Origin of the sequence: Haloferula chungangensis (genome assembly GCF_042664875.1) — a bacterium.
GTDB classification, from domain to species: Bacteria; Verrucomicrobiota; Verrucomicrobiia; order Verrucomicrobiales; family Akkermansiaceae; genus Haloferula; species Haloferula chungangensis.
Map to the genome: position 1 here is coordinate 210,267 of NZ_JBHTBS010000002.1, position 19,325 is coordinate 229,591.

16 protein-coding genes are annotated in these 19,325 nt (G+C 58.6%); 7 read left to right on the forward strand and 9 right to left on the reverse strand.

Going from position 1 to position 19,325, the window contains the following annotated elements:
- Positions 1-25 precede the first annotated feature (25 nt).
- From ACFQY0_RS04800 to ACFQY0_RS04810, 3 genes are all read right to left on the reverse strand, one after another.
- Positions 26-499, reverse strand: a complete 474-nt coding sequence (locus tag ACFQY0_RS04800) for a TspO/MBR family protein (protein ID WP_379709744.1) — start codon at positions 497-499, stop codon at positions 26-28.
- Positions 496-3,027 (reverse strand): M16 family metallopeptidase, encoded by a 2,532-nt coding sequence (locus tag ACFQY0_RS04805; protein WP_379709747.1) that lies wholly within the window; start codon positions 3,025-3,027, stop codon positions 496-498. The genes ACFQY0_RS04800 and ACFQY0_RS04805 overlap by 4 nt, the downstream gene beginning before the upstream one ends.
- 323 nt (positions 3,028-3,350) lie before the next feature.
- Positions 3,351-4,172 (reverse strand): hypothetical protein, encoded by an 822-nt coding sequence (locus ACFQY0_RS04810; RefSeq protein WP_379709749.1) that lies wholly within the window; start codon positions 4,170-4,172, stop codon positions 3,351-3,353.
- Between the two features lie 251 nt (positions 4,173-4,423).
- Here ACFQY0_RS04810 and ACFQY0_RS04815 point away from each other — a divergent pair, with 251 nt between their 5' ends.
- Positions 4,424-4,903 (forward strand): hypothetical protein, encoded by a 480-nt coding sequence (locus ACFQY0_RS04815; RefSeq protein ID WP_379709751.1) that lies wholly within the window; start codon positions 4,424-4,426, stop codon positions 4,901-4,903.
- Positions 4,900-5,286 carry a hypothetical protein gene (locus tag ACFQY0_RS04820; RefSeq protein ID WP_379709753.1) on the forward strand — a complete coding sequence of 129 codons (387 nt, stop codon included), beginning with the start codon at positions 4,900-4,902 and terminating at the stop codon, positions 5,284-5,286. The genes ACFQY0_RS04815 and ACFQY0_RS04820 overlap by 4 nt, the downstream gene beginning before the upstream one ends.
- A 12-nt stretch (positions 5,287-5,298) precedes the next feature.
- On the opposite strand, the gene ACFQY0_RS04825 is transcribed toward ACFQY0_RS04820, so the two are convergent.
- Positions 5,299-6,933 carry an ABC-F family ATP-binding cassette domain-containing protein gene (locus ACFQY0_RS04825; RefSeq protein WP_379709755.1) on the reverse strand — a complete coding sequence of 545 codons (1,635 nt, stop codon included), beginning with the start codon at positions 6,931-6,933 and terminating at the stop codon, positions 5,299-5,301.
- Positions 6,934-7,052: 119 nt separating this feature from the next.
- On the opposite strand from ACFQY0_RS04825, the gene ACFQY0_RS04830 reads away from it, so the two are divergent.
- Positions 7,053-8,090 (forward strand): serine hydrolase, encoded by a 1,038-nt coding sequence (locus tag ACFQY0_RS04830; RefSeq protein ID WP_379709758.1) that lies wholly within the window; start codon positions 7,053-7,055, stop codon positions 8,088-8,090.
- Between the two features lie 104 nt (positions 8,091-8,194).
- Here ACFQY0_RS04830 and ACFQY0_RS04835 read toward each other — a convergent pair whose 3' ends face one another.
- The 3 genes from ACFQY0_RS04835 to ilvB form a co-directional block, all read right to left on the reverse strand.
- Complete coding sequence (locus ACFQY0_RS04835; protein ID WP_379709761.1) at positions 8,195-8,869, reverse strand: hypothetical protein; 675 nt, start codon at positions 8,867-8,869, stop codon at positions 8,195-8,197.
- A gap of 319 nt (positions 8,870-9,188) precedes the next feature.
- Complete coding sequence (ilvN, locus tag ACFQY0_RS04840) at positions 9,189-9,731, reverse strand: acetolactate synthase small subunit (RefSeq protein WP_379709764.1); 543 nt, start codon at positions 9,729-9,731, stop codon at positions 9,189-9,191.
- Between the two features lie 110 nt (positions 9,732-9,841).
- Positions 9,842-11,569: a biosynthetic-type acetolactate synthase large subunit gene (gene ilvB, locus ACFQY0_RS04845; protein ID WP_379709766.1), complete on the reverse strand. Its 1,728-nt coding sequence runs from the start codon at positions 11,567-11,569 to the stop codon at positions 9,842-9,844.
- A 186-nt stretch (positions 11,570-11,755) separates the two neighbouring features.
- On the opposite strand from ilvB, the gene ACFQY0_RS04850 reads away from it, so the two are divergent.
- Together ACFQY0_RS04850 and ACFQY0_RS04855 are read left to right on the forward strand one after the other, a co-directional pair.
- Positions 11,756-12,181 (forward strand): hypothetical protein, encoded by a 426-nt coding sequence (locus ACFQY0_RS04850; RefSeq protein WP_379709769.1) that lies wholly within the window; start codon positions 11,756-11,758, stop codon positions 12,179-12,181.
- 134 nt (positions 12,182-12,315) lie between these two features.
- On the forward strand, positions 12,316-12,981 hold the full coding sequence (locus ACFQY0_RS04855) for an esterase/lipase family protein (RefSeq protein ID WP_379709771.1): 666 nt from the start codon (positions 12,316-12,318) through the stop codon (positions 12,979-12,981).
- Between the two features lie 10 nt (positions 12,982-12,991).
- Here ACFQY0_RS04855 and ACFQY0_RS04860 read toward each other — a convergent pair whose 3' ends face one another.
- Complete coding sequence (locus ACFQY0_RS04860; RefSeq protein WP_379709773.1) at positions 12,992-14,005, reverse strand: glycosyltransferase family protein; 1,014 nt, start codon at positions 14,003-14,005, stop codon at positions 12,992-12,994.
- Positions 14,006-14,157: 152 nt separating this feature from the next.
- Between ACFQY0_RS04860 and ACFQY0_RS04865 the strand changes: the two genes are divergently transcribed.
- Positions 14,158-14,730: a Uma2 family endonuclease gene (locus ACFQY0_RS04865; protein WP_379709775.1), complete on the forward strand. Its 573-nt coding sequence runs from the start codon at positions 14,158-14,160 to the stop codon at positions 14,728-14,730.
- Here the strand turns inward: ACFQY0_RS04865 and ACFQY0_RS04870 are convergent.
- Positions 14,703-15,770: an ROK family protein gene (locus ACFQY0_RS04870; protein ID WP_379709777.1), complete on the reverse strand. Its 1,068-nt coding sequence runs from the start codon at positions 15,768-15,770 to the stop codon at positions 14,703-14,705. The two genes, ACFQY0_RS04865 and ACFQY0_RS04870, sit on opposite strands and share 28 nt — an antisense overlap.
- A gap of 115 nt (positions 15,771-15,885) precedes the next feature.
- Here ACFQY0_RS04870 and ACFQY0_RS04875 point away from each other — a divergent pair, with 115 nt between their 5' ends.
- Positions 15,886-19,314, forward strand: coding sequence for a tetratricopeptide repeat protein (locus ACFQY0_RS04875; protein ID WP_379709779.1), 3,429 nt, complete (start codon positions 15,886-15,888; stop codon positions 19,312-19,314).
- The last annotated feature ends 11 nt before the right edge of the window (positions 19,315-19,325 follow it).

A 19,325-nucleotide genomic window follows, 5' to 3' on the forward strand; every position in this document is an offset into this window, starting at 1 on the left:
AGAAGGTTAGGTCAAGGCGAAGTGGCTAACGGTTCAGGAGCCAGTAGCCGGCATTGAGATAGGTCGCATATCCGACCCAGAGAAAATAGGGGACGAGCAAGAGGGATGCCGTCCGATCGATCGGACGAAAGCGGCGAATGGTTAGGAAGATGCTGGCGAGGAGAAGAGAGATGACAATGAGGGCGGTTCCGATGAGGTGGGCGCCGAAGAAGAGAGGCGTCCAGGCGAGGTTGAGGAGGAACTGAACGGCGAAGATGACGTAGGCCTTTCGTTTCAGTGCTCCTTTTTCGTCATGATGCCAGACCAGCGCAAACGAGATGCCCATCATGGCGTAGAGAATGGTCCAGACCGGGCCGAAAAGCCAGTTCGGCGGGGTGCCGGGTGGTTTTGTTAGAGAGTCATACCAGTCCTTGATGGAGGAGGCGGTGAGCAGACCGCCGAGACTGCCAAGCAGTTCGACGGCGACAACACACAGGAGGATTTTTTGCCAGAGTTTCATGCGGTGGGATCGCTTGGTGGAAGGACCCGAATAAGGACGGGCAGGCGGTGGGCGAGAAGTTGGTGGGCTGCCGTGCGAACTTCATCGGGTGTGATGGTCTCGTAGATGCCGGTGAGCTGACGGAAATGATCGGCGGGAAGGCCGAAGAGCAGGTCGATGGCCGCGTGGCGGGCGATCGAGCCGGGAGCCTGCTGCTCGATGGCGGTGGCGCTGAGGACGGTGGAGCGAACGCGCTCAAAGGCTTCGTCGGGGATGCCTTCGCTGCCGAGTTGGGCGATCTGGGAACGGAGCTCTTCCTCGGCGAGCTCGATCTGGTCCGGGTTGGTGGCCATGTAGAAGGCGAACAGGCCGGTGTCGTGGCCGTGGAATTGCGTGGCACCGACTTGGTAGGCGAGTCCGAGTTCTTCGCGAATTCGGGTGAAGAACGGGCCGGCCATGTCGCTGCTCCATTCCTGAAGCATGCGCAAGGCGTGGCGGTGCTCGTCGAGGGCGGCGCAGCCGGGGTAGCCGAGGGCGAGGACGGCCTGCTTCTTATCGAGAGGAACGACGAGTTCCGATGGATCTAGTACTTCGGAGCGTGAGGGGTGCCAGGCATCGCCGCCGGGAAGCGGATCAAGGGCGGCTGTGAGGAGTTCCTTTGCTTCGGCCGGATCGAAGTCGCCGGCGAGGGCGAGGCAGACATTGGGGCCCCGGAAATGGAGGGAGTGATGGGCGGCGAGGGAGAGCCGGTTGAGGCTGGTGAGCGATGATTCATCGCCGAGCGATGGAATGCCGAAGCCGCTCTTGCCGAAGAGGCGACTGCGAAGGTTGCGGAAGCCGACGGAGAGCGGGTCTTCGAGGGACTCCTGAAGGCTGGCGAGTTGGGAGGACTTTTCGCGCTCGATGGAAGCGGAGTCCAGCGCCGGTTCGCAGAGGACTTCGCCGAAGAGGGGGATCAGGGTGGCGAGATCGGGGCTGAGACCAGATAGCTGAATGAGCAGCGAGTTGTTGCCGGAAGACGCGCCAATGGCGGCTCCGAGGGACTCGAGCGTGTTGGCGAGTTCGGCGGCGGAGCGGTGGCGGGTCGCTTTTGGAAGTGCGGAGGCGAGCAGGCGGTTGAGGCCGGCGGTGCCCGGGGTTTCCGAAGCGGCTCCGGCGCGGACGGCTGCCTGAAGAGCGATCACCGGGACCTTGGGATCAGGAAGCAGGGCAATGGTGGTTCCGTTGGCGAGCGTGAAGGTTTCCGGCTCGGGGCGTCGACGCTTTCTGGCGGCAATCGAGGCGGGTGCGGGAGTGCCTTCGGGATCGAGGATGGTCAGCGTCTCGACGGAGTCAGTTAGATGGGTGAAGGCACGGCGAATGTCGGCCGCAGTGACCGCATCGAGCTGGGCGAGGTAGCTGCGGGTGAAATCGAGGTCACGCGCTTCATGCCAGTTTGACGCGAGGTCGCTGGCACGGCCCGAGATGGTGGTTAGAGTGCGGAACTGGCTGGCGGCGATCTGTCGCTTGGCTTTGGCAATGTCGTCTTCAAGCGCCGAGTTCGGGAAAGCGGCAAGTTCTTCGCGGATCGCGGCGATCAGGGCTTCGCGTTTCTCGGGCGAGGTTTCTGCCGAGACGGCAAAGAGTCCTTCGCAGGCGGATTGGGACCACGACCAGGCGGAGATCTCGAGGGCGAGTTCCTTTTCCTCGCGGATGCTGCGGTAGAGCCTGGCGGAGCGACCGCGACCGAGAATGGCGGCAGCGATATCGAGCGCCGGGATGTCCGGGTGACCGAGTGACGGGATTTTCCAGCTCAGGGTGATGCGTGAGGTGGGGACGGCGAAGGTATCGCGACCACGACGTGGTCCAAGTTGGGCGGGATCGACGGGGATGAGAGGCTCCTCTCCTGAACCGCGGGGGATCGAAGCAAAGAGGGCGTCGATTTTTCCCAGAATGACGGCGGGATCGAAATCGCCGGCGAGGCAGAGGCACGCGCGCTCCGGCGTGTAGCGGGTGGCGTGGTAAGTACGAAGGTCGTCGTAGGTGATCTTGTCGAACAGATGCCGGTGGCCAATGACGGGCTGGCGTCGCGCATCACGGCTGAAGGCGGTGTTGAATAGCAGGCGATGATTGGTATCGTCCGGATCATCGAGGCCCATGTCGATTTCGCGGCGAATGACATCCTTCTCCTTCTCGAACTCGGACTCCGGAAGATGCGGGTGGAAGACCATCGCCGCGAGGACATCGAGGAAGCTGTTCAGTCCGCTCGCCGGGCCATCGATGTAATAGACGGTGCGGTCGAAGGAGGTGTAGGCGTTCCAGTGGCCGCCGGCTGCCTGGACGGTTTCGGCAAGGTCGCTGGGGCCGAAGTCTCCGCCACCTTTGAAGACCATGTGTTCAAGGAAATGGGAGACGCCGGAGCCGAGCAGGCGGGCTTCGTGGATGGATCCGGTTTCGACCCAGAGCTGGGATGAGACGACGGGCGCCGAATCATCCGGATCGAGGATGATCGTGAGACCGTTTGGAAGGATGCGGACGGTGGCAGAGGTGACGGGAAATTCCATGAACATGCCAAGGATGAAGCATGTTTGACGAAGGTCCAATGCGGAAGGCGTCAGGCCAGGTGGTTTTTGTCGTCCGGAAGAGAACGAGAGGGGAGCGAGTGCCTTTCAAGGGAGGCGTGCTCAAAAAGCTGGGGTCACGGTGGGGACCCCTCTTTGGGTGAGGCTCCGAGTTTGGAGCATGATCAAATGGCGAAGTCCGCTGGGAACTCGGCTGACGAGCCGTCAGATCAAAATCTGAGGTCGAAGTCGACCCGAGTCGCATCGCTGTTCGTCGCTTCCCTCAAGGGTGACGACGGGCAACAGCGATGGGCTCAAGTCAGTTGAAGCATTCAAGCCCTGCGACGACGCAAGAGCAGGAATCCGGCGAGGCTGCCGAGAAACGCGATGCTGGGCTCGGGAATGATCTGGATGTTCTGAATGCGGTAGTTATCGATCGCCAGTTGATTGTCATTGTCCGTGCTGATTCCGGTCATCCACGCGTAGCGGTGGCCGCCGACACCGCTCATGGCGTCCTGGGTGGTGATGGTTTTGGTGGCCAGGATGTTACCGGACGAATCGAGGAGATTCATGTCCGAAGTGAGGAATCCATTGACGTCGTAGAACACGGTTTGAAGGTTGTACCAGCCGCTACTGAGGGCACCCAGATTGATCGGCTTCTTGGAAGGGTTGAGGGCACCAATCGCATTGAAATCGACGTTGTTACTGGCGGCGAAGAAGAAATTTGTGCCGTCAAAGCCCACGGATGTGGCGAAATCCCGCAGGTGGACACCGGTGGAATTGTTGATGGCAGTGGAATAGTCGAATCCGGAACCCGCCGACCAGGTATTGTCGAGGTAGATGGAGGTCAATACTGCATAGCTTCCTGGAAAGGTGGAAGTCCGTCCCTGGCGGCTGAAAGTGAAATTATCATTGGGTCCATCCAAGCCGTCGGTATCCTTGAGCATCATGAATCCATTGGCTCCGTCTGCACCCGGGAGATTGGTTTGGGTGAATGTCCCGGCAAATTCATCCCAGCCACCGGAAGCGGCTGCGGAAGAGTTCGCAAAGTTTGCTGAGACTGTTGGTGGACCGGCCGGAACCCAGCTCACCGCGGCGTATGAGTGCTGCAAGGTGGCGATGGCGGCCAGGGTGAACAATGTTTGTGCTTTCATAGGGGTTGGGGGTAGAGCCGATAAAATTTCAGATATCCTTCCTGAAGCAATCGCCATCAAATGATGGAGTGGGGGAGGGGGTAATCGAAAGATTCGACCGTTGCGAGCGCGCTATAATCGTGCTTTTCCGACTGGGCAAGCAAATTGCCCCGGAATCGATTGTGCTCTCAGCCCCATGATCAGGGCTGGATTCTCTGCGGGATGGCCGACTTGGGGCTTGGATGCTGATCGGGACGGGCTAGCCTGCCGGAGTGAAAGGGAAAGGTGCTCTTTGGTTATGGGTCGGCGTGCTGGCTGTGTTTCTCGCCGGCGGAGCTTTTGTAGGCTACAAGTTGTGGAAACGGCAAAAGAATCGTGCTGAGGCCCAACGCTGGGAGGTGACGAGGGTTTTCACGCTCACTCGGGAACTCAATGGGTCACAACTTGAAGAGTATCTAGCGAATGAAAATGAGAAGCTCGATCGTTATGAGGTCCTGAGACCCGTCATCGATGATCTTGATTTGGTCGCCTTTTGGGGCGTGGCGGATGCGGATGCGGCGCTAGTTATGCTCAAAGATAGTGCGGAGTTCCGGGTCGGCAATGAACCCAATACCATCTTGTTCGCCGTTTCAGATAAGGACAAGGAGATGGCCGGTCGACTTGGGCAGGCGATCGGGCGATCCTACGAAGCCTTACTACTGCGTGATCGCTTGAGGCTTCCTCCGCCTCCGCCTGCAGGGTTTGGAGAATGATGACGGCAGATCCCTACGCACCTCCGAGTAGCGGTGAGCCCGCTGCGACGAGTCACGAACCGTCCGCCCTCAGGGAAGTGGTCGTGGCCTGGGAGAAGATGCGGTGGATTTACAACCTGATTCTCCTGCTTCCAGGGCTGATCATCGTGTCGCTAATGGTCCTACGGCACGAAATGCCGGTGAGGGTCGGAGTCGTCGGCGCGATGATGGTCGGGATCGGGGCCAACATGGCCTACTTCCTGGGCCCGCTGACCGAGCTGTATTTCCGGGCAATCTTCAGAAATGGAGAGCCCATTGGTCAGGGGCGGAAGTTGATCTTTGCGGCAGGCTTGGTGGTGTCGGCAGGAGTCTTCCTGCTGGCGCTCTTGGGGGCGCTGGTGTGAAGGCGCGTCTTCCTACTCCGCCGTGACGGCGCTGCGGTCGTCGTTAAGGCCGGACTTCTCGAGGAAGTAGTCGTAGCCGCCAGTGTATCGGGTGAGCACGCTGTGGCTGTCGTCCTCGGAGCGGGCAATGTGCAGGGTCGTTTCCGCGAGGTTGCGGATGAAGTGCACGTCGTGGGAAATGAAGACGAGCGTTCCTTCGTAGCTCTTGAGGGCGTTGACGAGGGAGTCGATGGAGAGGATGTCGAGGTGAGTCGTCGGCTCGTCCATGAGGAGGAGGTTCGGGGGATCGACGAGGAACTTGACGAGGTTGAGACGTGACTTTTCACCACCGGAAAGGATGCCGCAGCGCTTCTCGACATCGGCTCGACGGAAAAGGAAGGTGCCGAGGATGGCGCGAGCGTCTTCTTCGCGCAGGGTGTCACAGGAACCTAGGACTTCTTCGAGGACGGTGTTGTCGACGTTGAGGGTTTCGCTGCGGTGCTGCGAATAGTAGCCCATCTTGGTGAGGTAGCCGACCTCGCGAGTGCCGCCGGTGACTTCGAGCTGCCCGGAGAGCATTTTCAGCAAGGTCGATTTGCCGGCGCCGTTCGGTCCAACCAGGACAATTTTGTCGCCGCGCTCGATGGTGAGGTCGAGGCCCTTGTAGATGACCTTTTCATTGCCGTAGGCGAAGTCGACTTTCTGAAGGTCGACGACCTTCTGGTTCGAGCGGGCAGGCTGAGGGAAGGCGAACTTGAAGGGTTTGCGTGGCGCGCGTGGCTTCTCGATGATGTCGATTTTCTCGACAAGCTTGATGCGCGACTGGACCTGGGCGGCTTTCGAACCGACCTGACGGAAGCGGTCGATGAATTCCTGGTGGCCTTCGATTTCCTTCCGCTGGTTGCGGTAGGCCTGGACCTTCTGTTCGTATCGCGCTTCGCGTTGTTCGAGGTAGTCGGAATAGTTGCCGGTGTAGGCGATGAGCTCGGCGGCATCGGGGTCGATCTCGACGACATTTTCAATAATGGCATCCATGAAGTCGCGATCGTGCGAAATAAGGAGGATGGCACCGGGGTAGTTCGAGAGATAGCGCTGGAACCAGATCAGGGTGAGCAGGTCGAGGTGGTTGGTCGGCTCGTCGAGCATCAACAGATCGGGCTCCATGACGAGCAGGCGGGCGAGGTAGGCGCGCATCACCCAGCCGCCGGAATACTCGCGGGCGGGCTTGTTGAAGTCTTCCTGTTTGTAGCCGAGGCCAGCGAGAATCTTTTTGGCCTTCGGTTCGAGCTGGTAGCCGTTGAGGGCGGTGAACTGATCCTGGGCGTGGGCGTATTCCTTGGAGGCGTGGTCACCCTTGGCTTCGCACTCACGCATGGTGCGGAGATAGCCGACGACCTCCGGAGTGATGCCGATGGCGATTTCAAGGATGGTCTCGTCGCCCGGATCGCCCGCTTCCTGAGCGAGGCTGCCGGTGATGGCATATTCGTCGCGATCGATGGTGCCGCTGTCGATGTCCTCGCTACCGAGGATCATCTTGAAGAGGGTCGACTTGCCGGCGCCGTTCGGGCCGACAAGGGCCATGCGTTCCCCCCAGTTGATGGTCATGTCCGCATCGCGGAAAAGGGTCCGTCCTCCGAGTGTCTTGGTCAGCTTCTTAATCGTGAGCACGCGGCGGGGTAGGCGGGAAATCCGAAATTTTAAACTCTAAACTTCAAAGAAGGAGTGCGGATTTGCCGGGAAGCTTGGACGGGCTTGCGAATCGGCGGCCGGATGGGTAGGAAATGGCTGTGAAGAGACGGGAATGGATGAGGGTGTTCGGAGGGGGAGCCGCGATGGGCCTGAGCGGGTGTGGGACGTCTTCGTCAGGAGGCTCCGGACGAAAGTGGACGAGCGAGGCCCTGAGCTCGATCGACACGGTGATTCAAAGGAATGGCTGCCGTGGCTGGGGGGCCTGGGAGCAGGGGAGTTTGAAGGAATCCTGGCGGACTCAGGAGAGCGGGGGAATTCTCAGCATCACCAAGGTGCTGGCGGCATTGGCCTGTGCCAAGGCGGCTGGGGAAGGCTGGCTGAGCGCCGATGAGAAGGTGGCGCTGACGATTTCCGAATGGCAGGGAGATGGCGACAAGGAAGCGGTGACCGTGCAGATGCTGCTGCAGATGACGGCGGGTCTCGAAGGCGGGGCGAAGGCGCTCTATCGGGGAAATATTTCCGACAAGGGCAAGGTGGCGGTCGGTCTGCGTCTGGTGGATTCGCCGGGGGCGCAGTTCCGCTATGGGCCGGCCTGCTGGGAGGTGCTCGCGGAGTTGCTGCAGCGCAAGACCGTGGCCCGTGGTGAGACCTTGGAGAAATTCCTGCATCGCGGGGTGATGCGGCCGATTGGATTGCACAGCCGCGATTGGCGGTCCGATGGGAAGGGGCGGTTCTTTCTTTCGACGGGTGCGGAGCTGAGCGTGACGGATCTGGGGCGGCTTGGGAGAACCTTGCTCGATTTGCTATCCGGTCGGGATACAGCGGGCTTCTTTGCGAGGGATTTTAAGACGATGACGAGAAGCTCGTCGGCCAATCCAATCTTTGGCGGTGGTCTGTGGAGGAACCGGAATGCCGGACGCGGTCGGCCGGTGGAGATCGAGGATGTGCTGGACCCGCCAAAGGATGCCTCGTTCTGGCGGAATGCTTGTCTTTCGAATCGGCAACCCGCTTCGATGGTGTCGCTGGTGGGCTCAGCCGGTCAGCGGATCTTCATCTGGCCAGATGAGGGCAGGGTGGTGGCGCGCCTGGGATTCTCCAGAAGCTGGAAGGATCTGCCCCTGATGGCCGTGCTCTGAGCGGATGCTCTTCAAAAGTAACGACCCCGACAGGCCGAATGGCCCATCGGGGTCGTTAGTGGGTGGGGGGAGTGTTAGGGGGAGATGGTTGCAGGGGGAAATTCCTAGCGACGGCGACGGATCAAAGCGAGTAGACCAAGGCCACCGAGCAAGGCGATGGATGGCTCGGGGATGGGAGCGACGCCGAAACCCTCAAGGCCGTTTTCGCCAGAAGGGTCCGTGGATACGGTGGAAAACCGGATTGAAGGATCGGTGAAACCACTGCTCCCCGTGGTTATTCCGGGATTGAGTCCGATGTTTTGGTTGGCAGTGCTTACACCAAATTCCGACCACGAAGATCCAGGGTCGGTGCCAGGCGTTCCAAAGATATCTTCGGTATTGATACCGACTTGGATCGACAGAGAGTCGTCACCGTTGAAAGTAAAAGATTTGCTGAAGAACTGAACCGGACTGCTTCCCTGGGTCCCGTTACCGAACGTGTTGTCCAGATAGGTGCCCATATCAGACGTTCCAATCACGATGATCTCACCTGGCGCCATTGTTCCGCTTGTGAGTGTAAAGTCGTCTTCCAGAGGATCCCCGTTTACACCTTTGTTGACGATCAGATTATCAACGGAGAAATCGATAGTAGACGCTCCTGTGTTCCAGAGTTCGATGCCTTTCGGTGTCGTTCCACTATTGGTCTCGACATACTGGCTGATAATAATTGCTGAGGGGGAAGTAGTGACGAGGGCTGAGCCTGCAATTACTCCAAGCAGGGAGGCTTTTTTGGACTTCATTTGGCGCGTTGCGAGGGGATTGGGTTGAGATCTATGCTGCTGGCGAATCTTTTTCGAATTACTTGAAGGAGACGAATTCGTCACTAGGACGTCAAGCAGGGATCATTCCGGAAGTGGGAAGATACCCTAAAAGCTAATTAAGTTTGGATAACTTGAGTTTTCGAGCCCGACGGTTCCGGATCGCTTTTCCGGTTGGGAGGAGCGGTGCCGAAAGTTGGTGATGTACTAGGCATTCGAGATTTTTGCTGCTTGGAAGAACAAAAAAAGGCCACTCAATGAGTGGCCTTTTTCTTTTAAAATATTGAGAACCTCGCCTTTCTCAGGTCGGTTGCTCGCCGCGTGCCATGACGACCTTTCCTGTGCGGACGGTCTCGATGATCTCGAATTGAGAGAACATGGTGAGGGCGGCGTCGATCTTGATGCTGTCGCCCGTGAACATGGCAATCATCGAAATCGGGGTGAGGTCGACGGTCTTGCCTGAGAAGTGCTCGCAGATCTGAAGGGCTTCAGAGCGCTGCTCGGGTGAGCACTTGATCTTGAGAAGGATCATCTCCTTGGTCACGGCATCGTCACTGGTGTGCTCGAAGCAATGGATCACGTCGATAAGTTTGCTGACCTGCTTGATGATCTGATCAAGCCCGGCGGGGTCGCCGGTGATGCCGATGGTCATTCTCGAGAAACAGCGGCTGCGGCCTTCGGAAACAACGAGCGAGTCGATGTTGAAGGCGCGCCGTGAGAAGACCTGGCAGATGCGCATCAAGACGCCGGGCTCGTTGTTGACGAGCACGGAGAGGGTGTGGCCTGAGCCTCTAGGAAGCTTCGTTTCGGCAGGTGGGGAATCGGTGGTGGTGATGGTAGACACGGTGTTCTTGGAAGTTAGGGGATTGGGAGATGGGATGATTGGGGGAAAGCCGGCTTCGCGCCGAACTCTAAAGCCAAATCATCCAATCTCTAATATCAAATGTCTCAGGATCAGGTGGATCCCGTTGGCTTGGCCATCTTGTGCTTCGGTGGCTCGGTGAGCATGTCCTCGAGGGCGGCACCAGCGGGGATCATCGGGAAGACGTTGTCGGTCTTCACGCATTCGGCGTGGATGAGGATTGGGCCGTCGTTGTAGTCGAGCGCCTTCTGAAGCTGCTTGGTGACGTCGGCCGGGCGCTTGATGTTCACGCTCGGGATGCCATAGGCGGCAGCGAGTTTGCAGAAGTCCGGGTTGCCTTCGAGGTCGACTCCGGATTCGCGGTTTTCGAAGAACAGCTCCTGCCACTGGCGAACCATGCCAAGGTAGTGGTTGTTGAGCACCACGATCTTGATCGGCAGCTTGTGAATGGCGGCAGTCGAAAGTTCGAAAAGCGTCATCTGGAATCCGCCGTCACCGGAGATCGAGATGACGGTTTTGTCCGGGCAGGCGAGCTGGGCGCCGATGGCGGCGGGGAAGCCGAAGCCCATGGTGCCGGCACCACCGGACGAGAGCCAGTGGTAGGACTCGTGGTTCTTATAGAACTGCGCAGCCCACATCTGGTGCTGGCCGACGTCGGTGGAGACGATCGCCTTGCCTTCGGTGAGTTGATAGAGTTCGTCGATGACCTGCTGCATGCGCAGACCACCCTGCTTCTTATAAGCGAGGGGGAATTTCTTTTTGTAGCCGTCGAGTTTGGCGAGCCAGTCGCTGGTCGGCAGGGCTTCGGCGTGCTTGTTGAGTTCCACAAGGGCGGCTTTGGCATCGGCGACGATCTGAAGATCCGGACGGATCATCTTGTTCATCTCGGCCGGGTCGATGTCGATGTGGATGATCTTGGCGCTGGCGCAGAATTTGTCGGCCTGGCCGATGATCCGGTCGTCGAAGCGCGAGCCGATGTTGATCAGTAGGTCGCACTCGCACATCGCTTTGTTGGCATAGGCGGTGCCATGCATGCCGAGCATGCCGAGGGAAAGCGGGTGGGTTTCCGGGAAAACGCCTTTTCCGAGAAGGGTGGAGGTCACCGGGCAGTTGAGACGCTCGGCGAACTTGAGGAGTTCCTCGGCACCACGTGCGATCATCGCGCCCTGACCGGCGAGAATCACAGGGCGCTTGGCCATGCTGATCATTTCAGCGGCTTCGGCGATCTGTGCGGGATCGATGTTGAAGGCTGTTGTGGGATCGTAGCCGGGAAGATCGAAGCTTGGGTTGAGGTCGCCGTTGAAAGGACCCTGAGAGATGTTCTTGGGCACATCGATGAGCACCGGGCCGGGGCGGCCGGTGGTGGCGATGTGGAAAGCCTCGCGAGCGATCCGCGGCAGGGCATCGGTGTCCTTGACGAGATAGTTGTGCTTCACCACCGGGATGGTGATGCCGAAAATGTCCGCTTCCTGGAAGGCGTCCTTGCCGAGCATCCATGTGACCTGCTGTCCGCAGAGCACGATCATCGGAACGGAGTCCATCATTGCCGTCATGAGGCCCGTCACGGTATTGCCGGCACCTGGTCCTGAGGTAACGAGCACGGCGGCGGGCTTGCCAGTGGCACGGGCATAGCCATCGGCCATATGAACGGCGCCCTGTTCGTGACGGACGAGAATGAACTTCATTTTCGTCTTCACCGTTTCCAGCGCGTCGAAAATCGGGATCGCTGCGCCACCGGAGTAGCCGAAGATGTACTCGATGCCGAGGTCATCGAGAGTTTTGATGAGCGCTTGGGCGCCGTCGAGTTGTTCCTTGCTCATGAAGATTGGGGTTGGGGCGGGAAGTTGAGCGGTTTTCGGGGAATGGCAATCTGAAAATTGCCGATTAATGTGAAAGTTGCTGAATTTCGATGGTCGTCTTGCCTGAAAATTGCCGATTTTTGTGAAAGTTTGGAGTTTGAAAGCGGGGGCTTGTCGCTTCGCGGACCTCCGGGCAGTGTGGCGGTGATGAGAAAGTTCGCGGTTTTATGGCTCTGGTTCCTTGCTGCATTGGTGTCTCCGGCGTCGGCTGAGGTCTTGGATGGAATTTTCGATCCTCCCTATAAGAAGCCTACCGAGCTGGCTCGTGGTTCGGAGTTGCGTGGAGCTCTCTTCGATAAGCTGAGGGCGAAGACGAAGAAGGAGGTGCTTTTTGAAGGGAGCTTGAAGGCGTATCGGAATTGGGCGCTGTTCACCGGGCGAACCGTCGATCGCGAAGGGAAGTCGGTGACGCATCCTCCGCATGCCAATGACGATGCGGTCGGGCTATGGATCAGGACTCGCGACGGCTGGACCGTGGTGGATTACAGCTTTGGCCACAGTGATGTGTTTTATCTCATCTGGGTGGAGCAGTACGGGGTGCCGAAGGAGTTGCTCGGCATGGGTGGAAATTAGGAATGGTGAACCAAGAGTTGGGCTCTCTCAAAATCATCGAGAAGAAGGATTGAGGCTTTTTAGTCTGTTCACGACGCGCGAGGAGGGCCTCTTGTTTCTTGTATGAGCCATTCTGTCAGAGCAATTTCAGTCCGATGATTAGGGTCATACTATTGCTCGGGATTTTCGGGGTTTTCGTCCAAGACTCCATTGCAGAGTCTGATCCTTTGAAAGTCACCCATGCAGTCTTGGTTCATGGGATCTGGCAATCTGAGGCTCGATGTTTCGGGTTTCTTCGACGTGACCTTGAAGCGCGGGGCGTTGAAGTAATCGTTCCGAGTCTCAAGCCGACTGATGGGCGTGCCGGAATGGCTTTGATGGCCGAGCAGTTGAAGAAGGAGGTGAATGCCGCGTTTGGTGAGGAACAGGAAATTCTGTTGGTTGGTTTTAGTATGGGTGGATTGGTCGCTCGCTGCTATTTGCAGGATTTGGGTGGTGCGGATCGTTGTGAGGCGTTCGTGACGATTTCTACACCGCATCATGGAACCAAGATGGCGAAATTTCACTGGGGAAAGGGCGCGGCGGAGATGCGGCCTGGGAGTGTTTTCTTAAAGGCTCTGCAAGATAGTGAGAGCCGTATGGGGAAGATGCCGATTGTTTCCTACAGAACGCCGATGGACGCGATCGTCGTTCCAGCTGATAGTTCGGTTTGGGGCCTTGCGGAAAACATCTGTATCCCATGTCCACTCCATCCTTTGATGACCTTTTCTCCAAAGTTGCGGAAAGATCTGCTGAAGCGCTTCGAGTTTCCAGCAGGATGACTCCGACTTTTTATTGAGAGGGGGGGAGGGAGCGGGATGCTCCAGCCACTGTAGCATCCACGATGATGCGGGCGACTTCGGTGCCGCTGTAGTCACGGTGGTTCCGCTGCCAGCCTTTTTGGGCGATGGCGTTTCGGGCATCCCGGTCGCTGGCGTAGTGGCGGATCTTTTCGCTGAGGTCCTCAAGGGCGTCGTAGTAGACGATTTCGTCTTCGGCGTAGAGTTGTTCGAGGCCGGCGCCGCGAGGTGTTAGAGTGAGAATGCCGTTGCCCATGAGCTCGGCGATGCGCGACGAGGAATAGAGTTCGACGTCGTTACGGCGCGAAAGGTTGAGCGCCATTTTTGAGCGCCGGATGACCTGCTCTTTTTCCCAGCCCATGATGAGCGGCTGGTCGAGGCAGCCGTAGAAACCGACTCGGAGATCAGGGAGTTGGTCGCGCAGCTTGGTGAGAAAGGCGCGGCGGTCGGGCTGGTTTTTGTCGCGACCGAAGAAAAGCAGGTCGTGAAGGATTTCCTCGTCGGGAGTCTCGAAGGCGCGGTGGCATTCGATGCCGGCATCGACGGCGCTGGGAATGAAGTGAGCCGGGCAATTCGCCGTGGCAAAGCTTTCTAACAGAGGGCCGCCGGTGGAGCAGAAAAGGGCGTCGAGGACGGCGGTGCGCTCGCGCAGGTGGCGGACGGGCTCTTCGTCCCACAGCGGGTCCACATACCAGAGACCGATGCGGATCTCGGGGAGAATGCAGCGGATTTCCCGGAGGGTGTCGGCGCTGATGTACTGCGCGTGGCCGAGAATCAGGAGGTCGGGGTGGACGTTTCGGCAGGTCTCGATGAGGGCCTTGTTGGTCTTGCCTTTGCCGAAGGTCTTACTGCCGGTGGGCGACAGCATGCGGGCGCGATCGTTGATTGAGAAGGGGTAGACGAAGTGTCCTAGGCGGATCAGGCCGTGGTGGATTTTCTGGTCCTGGTTCCATAGGTGCGCGCCGTCCTTGTCGAGCTGGAGGTTGGCGGCGTGGACGATGCGCATGTCGGGAGGCTACGGCTGTGCGCTTCCATGTTCCAAGTTCCAAGTTCGGTCGCGTGGAAGGCTTCGCCTCATGTGTGTAGTAGACCTTTGAGGGATGGGAGCCAGGGAATCTCCGGCTTGCTCATTTTTTGGCGGTGGATTAGCTTTGCTCTATGGAGTTGCCGGTTTCCGAGTCATTGATCGCGGAGAAGGTGTATCTCGATGGAGAGCTTATTTCAGGGATCAAGCATGAATATGTCGCTGGACAGGTCTATGCGATGTCGGGCGGATCGCTGAATCATCAGACGGTGGCGACGAATTTTCTCTGCCAAGCGGGCAACCAACTTGTGGGGAAGCCCTGCCGTCCGACGAATAGCGATTTCAAGGTGCGGGTGAAGCTCGGGGAAGATTGCGCGTTTTATTATCCGGATGCGACAATCATTTGCACTCCGCTTGCTGGGGATGCGCAGTTTACGGATGATCCGACGGTAATTCTTGAAGTCATCAGTCCTTCGACCCGTCGGATCGACGAGGTGCAGAAATTCCGCGACTACATTACGATTCCCAGTCTCCAGGTGTATCTGCTTGCGGAAAGCGACCTCGCGCGGGTCACGGTCTTTCGGCGAGTCGGGGAAAGCTTTGTTCGCGAAGTGATCGGTGGGATCGATGCGGTGCTCGATCTATCGGAAGTCTCGCTTTCGATTCCATTTGCGGAACTTTATCGCGATGTGGAGCTGAAGGGCTGAACCGATGATCCTGCTTTGACGGTGAGGCGGGCGACGTGGGCGGCGCCGATGGCCTGGGATTGCTCGCCGAGGGAGGCGGGAACGATGCGCAGGGTTTCGCGCTGGGTGGGCCAGAGGTATGCGAGGGCAGCGCTTTCGATGCCACCAAGGTAGCGGCTGCGGAAGGCTTCGGTGGTGGCATCGGGGTCGATGAGACCACCGCCGATGACGAAGCAGGCGGGATCAACGGCCATGGCGAGCTGACCGACCAGCAGGCCCATGGCTTTGGCCTGAAGATCGAAGAGCTCAAGAGCGAGGGCGTCGCCGTCCTGGGCGAGTCCGCGAAGCTTGAGAACGCGTTCCTTTTTTCCGAGGGAAGGATCCGCAAGGACATGGTCGGGGTAGCGGGGGAGGGCGAGGTTCAGGAGATCGGGCAGGCCGGCGAGGGCGGTGTACATTTCGAAACATCCCCATGTGCGGCCACAGCCGCAGGTCAGGGCGGGGACGTCTAACAAGTGGAGCGGGGCGGCCATGTGGCCGACTTCCATGCCGGCGAGGTGGTCGCCATCGAGGCACATGCCGGTGGGATCGATGTAGGCACCGCCGAGTCCCGAGCCAGGGGCGAGCATGACGACGCCAGCTCTTTGATCACCGATGGCATGATGGGCTTCGGCGACGCCGCCCATGTTGCCGTCGTTGCCAAGGGCGAGCGGGAGCATCCGACCGGATGCCTGTTTGAGGGCGGAGATGAGATCCTGTTCGACGTTCCAGCCGTTGAAGCTGTCGGGGAGGTTCGGTCCGCTGTCGAGGACGCCGTAGCTGCGACGTGGTCCCGGCACGGCGAGGCCGACGCCGGCGATTTGCGACCATTTGATTCCGTGTTCGGCCATGTATTCGTCGATGGCTCTCATCCAGGCTCTGATGACCCCCTCCGGACCGCCCTCGGACCCTGTCGGTCGCTGCAGGAGCTCACTCGGAAAAACGGAGCCATCGTCACGAACCGCGGCGATTTTCGAGGTGGTGGCGCCGCTGTCGATGCCGAGGAAAAGGGAGTCGCTCATGGGCGGAAAAGCTAGGGGAGGAGTTCATGGCTGCCAAGTCCCGTGCCAATGGAAGTGTCGGTATCCCCTCGCAGGGAAGATTGACGTGGTTCAGGGAGGACTCAGACTGGAGAGAATGAAAAAAGGATGGGCCGTCTGGTTTTGGGTCGTGCTGTTGCTCGTGGTGCCGGGTGCGGCGCTGAGGTCGGAGGAGACATCGCAACCGGTGCTGGGGGTGTTGGCATTCACGACGGAAGAGGGAGATCCTGATTTGAAGCGCATGGGCTTCACGCTGAAGGAGGAGCTAAGAAGGAGTTTCGCAGTCTCACATCGGGTTCAATGGCGCTCGACAAGCTATGGTCGACGTCAGCTCGGTCTGAAGCCGGAGGAGTCGGCTGATCGGGAGCAAGCGATCGAGATCGGGAGGCTGGTCGAAGCTCCGAGGATTTTGTTTGGGGAACTGCGACGCGATGGTGGGGGCTGGGCGGCGAATGCGGAACTGCTGAACACCGCGAGCGGGGAAGGCGGGAAGTTTGAAGTGAAGGGCGCGGACTGGTGGGCGTTGAGGGATGGTCTGCTGCGTGAGGTCTTTGCCCGATTGAAAATTGAGCCGGACAAGGATGCGGAGGAGCGAATCTACGTCCGGTGGACCAGCAATCCTGAGGTGATCCCGCTGATGGCGCGCTTCCTCGAAGCGGATGCCACCGGAACGAATCTCGAGAATGCCGAGGAACTGGTGAACCAAGGGCTCGCACTCGATGAGGATTGCGGCCGACTTTGGATTCTGAAGGCGATGGTGCTCTTCAATCTGGACAAGCCAGAGGAAGCGGACGAAGCGATGACGAAAGCCATGGAGCTGGAGCCGGATCTGGCACGGATCAAATTCATCCGGCAGAACATCGCAAAGCTGGCACCCGGAGACAGGAAGCAGGAGTTCATGCGCTGCCTCGAACTGGAGCCGACTAACAGTGAGGTGTTGAGCATCTATGGCGGCTTTCTGATAGCCTCTGAGAATGAACTCGAGGAGGCGATGGAGGTTCTCCGGAAGGCTCAGGAATTGGAGCCGCGCGATCCGATGGTGGCCTGTACGATCGCTTCCTGCCAATTGCGATTGGGGAACCGGGTGGCGGCGGAGCGCAGTCTGCAGAGTGCGGTTACCTTTGCCGCAGGCGAACCTCCGTTGATAAACGATGAGGCGAATATCGGCCATGTGGCCAAGCAACTCGGGGACTACCCGACGGCCTTGAAGGCTTTTCGTCGATCCATCCGGGGAGCCAGGAAGGTGGGCATCGCGCAGCGGATGATCGACGAGATTCAAGCGATGGCCGATGGAGTGGAACAGCGGCTGGAAGCGAATTCGGTGAAGGCGGTGCGACCGCGGGACTATACGACCGGGGAATTGTGGAAAGCTCTCGCTTCGAAACTGGATGAGTCGCAACTGGCCATGGTCGTCGATCCACTGGAGGTGACGCCTGAGATGAAAGCATGGGCAAGCAAGGTGGTGGAGGGCGTCGATGGTGATGAAGCGAAGGCGCGGAAGATTTTTGAAACGCTGGCCTTTCGTCCTCAACGACCGGGGAGCGGCGGCATTCGGACTTCCCGCGAGCTTTTCGAAGCGTGGGATGATCCGGAGTTGCGCATCTCGTGTCAGGAGCATGCCAAACTGTTCATCGTGCTGGCTCGGGAGGTCGGGCTCGATGCCTATTATGTCCTTCTTGAACGCGACTTTTCCGGTCGCCCGGTCTATCACGCCTGTGCTGCGGTTTTTCTGGGGGATGAATGCTATCTGGTGGATCCGACCTATGAGTGGTTCGGGGTTCCGCATCGGGAATTCACGTTGGTGGATGATGTGCAGGCGGTTGCCTTGCAGATGTCTCAAGAGGCAAGCGAGACAGAGAAAATTGAGCCTGCGGAAATCGCCAATTTTCTGTATCCCGACAGTGCTTATATTTTGATGGTCTTAGGGGTGATCTATCTGGAAAACGATGAATTGAAGCGGCCAGGCGAGTGTTTTGATCATGCGGAGAGGGTCGATCCTGGGCGCTGGGATGTGTTGCTGGGTCGCGCTCAATTGTCGGCGCTCATGGAAGGAAAACCGGAGGAGATAGAGGCACTGTTGCAGGAATCGCTGGAGAGAAATCCAGAGAGCGAAAGGGTGCACTATTTCCTCGGCCTCCATTTCGTGAAGACGCGACAACTGGCACAAGCGCGTGAGCACTTCCGCGCCTGTGTTCGCCTAAACAGAGAGCGTGAATTTGGGGAACTAGCTGGGGGAAAATTGGTGATGCTGTCCGAAATGATGGGAGATGAGGAGGAATCCCCTGCGGCAATCGGGCAGCGCTTGATGCTGGAAGGAGATTACGAAGCAGCGGCGCTTGAGTTCGAAAAAGCCGTCAAGGCGAAGCCTGATTCGGAAATGCTCCATGCCGAACTGGGTCGGGCTTACCGGGATTCCGGCAAGTTCTCCGAGGCGGCGGATCAGTTTCTCAAGGCCTATCGCTTGAATGAGGATCCGACCATCGGCAACGTCGAACACCTCTGTGCTCTCTTGAAGAAGGCAGACCGCTTTGACGAGGGTCTGGAGATTGCGAAAGAGGCGCTGGCGAAGCGCCCCGATGAGGGGCAACTGCATGCCTTGCTTGGCTCCCTGCTCCTGCGGAATTTGGATTTTGATCTGGCGGAAGAGTCATTTGAGAAGGCGATCGAGCTTGCACCCGGGCTTTGGGCACCCCGGTTTGAACTCGCATGGATGCAATTGGTGCATGGACGAATGGAAGAGGGTCAAAGGAACTTCATCGAGGCGGAGCGAGTTGGCGGACCCCACAGTTCTGATAGCATCCTGAACGCTGATTCCCTGAGGCTGTTAGGCAGGTTTGGCGAAGCAGAAAACCTGTGGAAAGCACAGGATGCGAGCGGATGGAACGAGGAGTCGGTGGCCAAGCATGTTGCGCAGAAGCAGCATGAATTGTCTGCTCAGGTGGCGGCTGAAAAGGAGCTGATCCGCATTCTGGGCGATGGGAATTCGCAGGAGGAAAAGGAGCACTTGAGTGTTCTCAGCGAGATCGTTTGCAGTTGTGTGGCTCGAGATGAAGAAGTGCAGGACTACTTCGCGCTTCATCAGGAGGAATTGCGCCAGCTCTTCCTGGAGCGTGAGATGACGACTATTTCGGTGGCGAAGGGCGATGGTGCCAGGAAGCGACTGGAGGAGATCCGCCAGGGACTGATCGAGGGCCGGTCGGTGGAAGAGATGACCGAAGCACTGGTGGCTGAGGGACGGGTCCACGTCGGAGCACGGGTTTGGAACCTGAGGGATGATTTGGTGGAGTTGCTGCAGGGACCGGTTTTCGAAGCCGAGATCGGAGGAGTGACCGAATTGATCGAAGGACCGGGCCATTGGTTCCTCGTGAGCGTTCACGATCGTCGTGGCGGGAAGGAACTCACGCTTGAGGATGGAAACGTGAAGCAAGCGGTGGAGAAGCGGGTGCTAGAGGAACGGAGGAAGGAATGGGAAAGTTGGTACCTGAAGGAACTCGGGAAGCGACTCGCGGATGAGCGTAGGAAATGATCCTTTTTGAG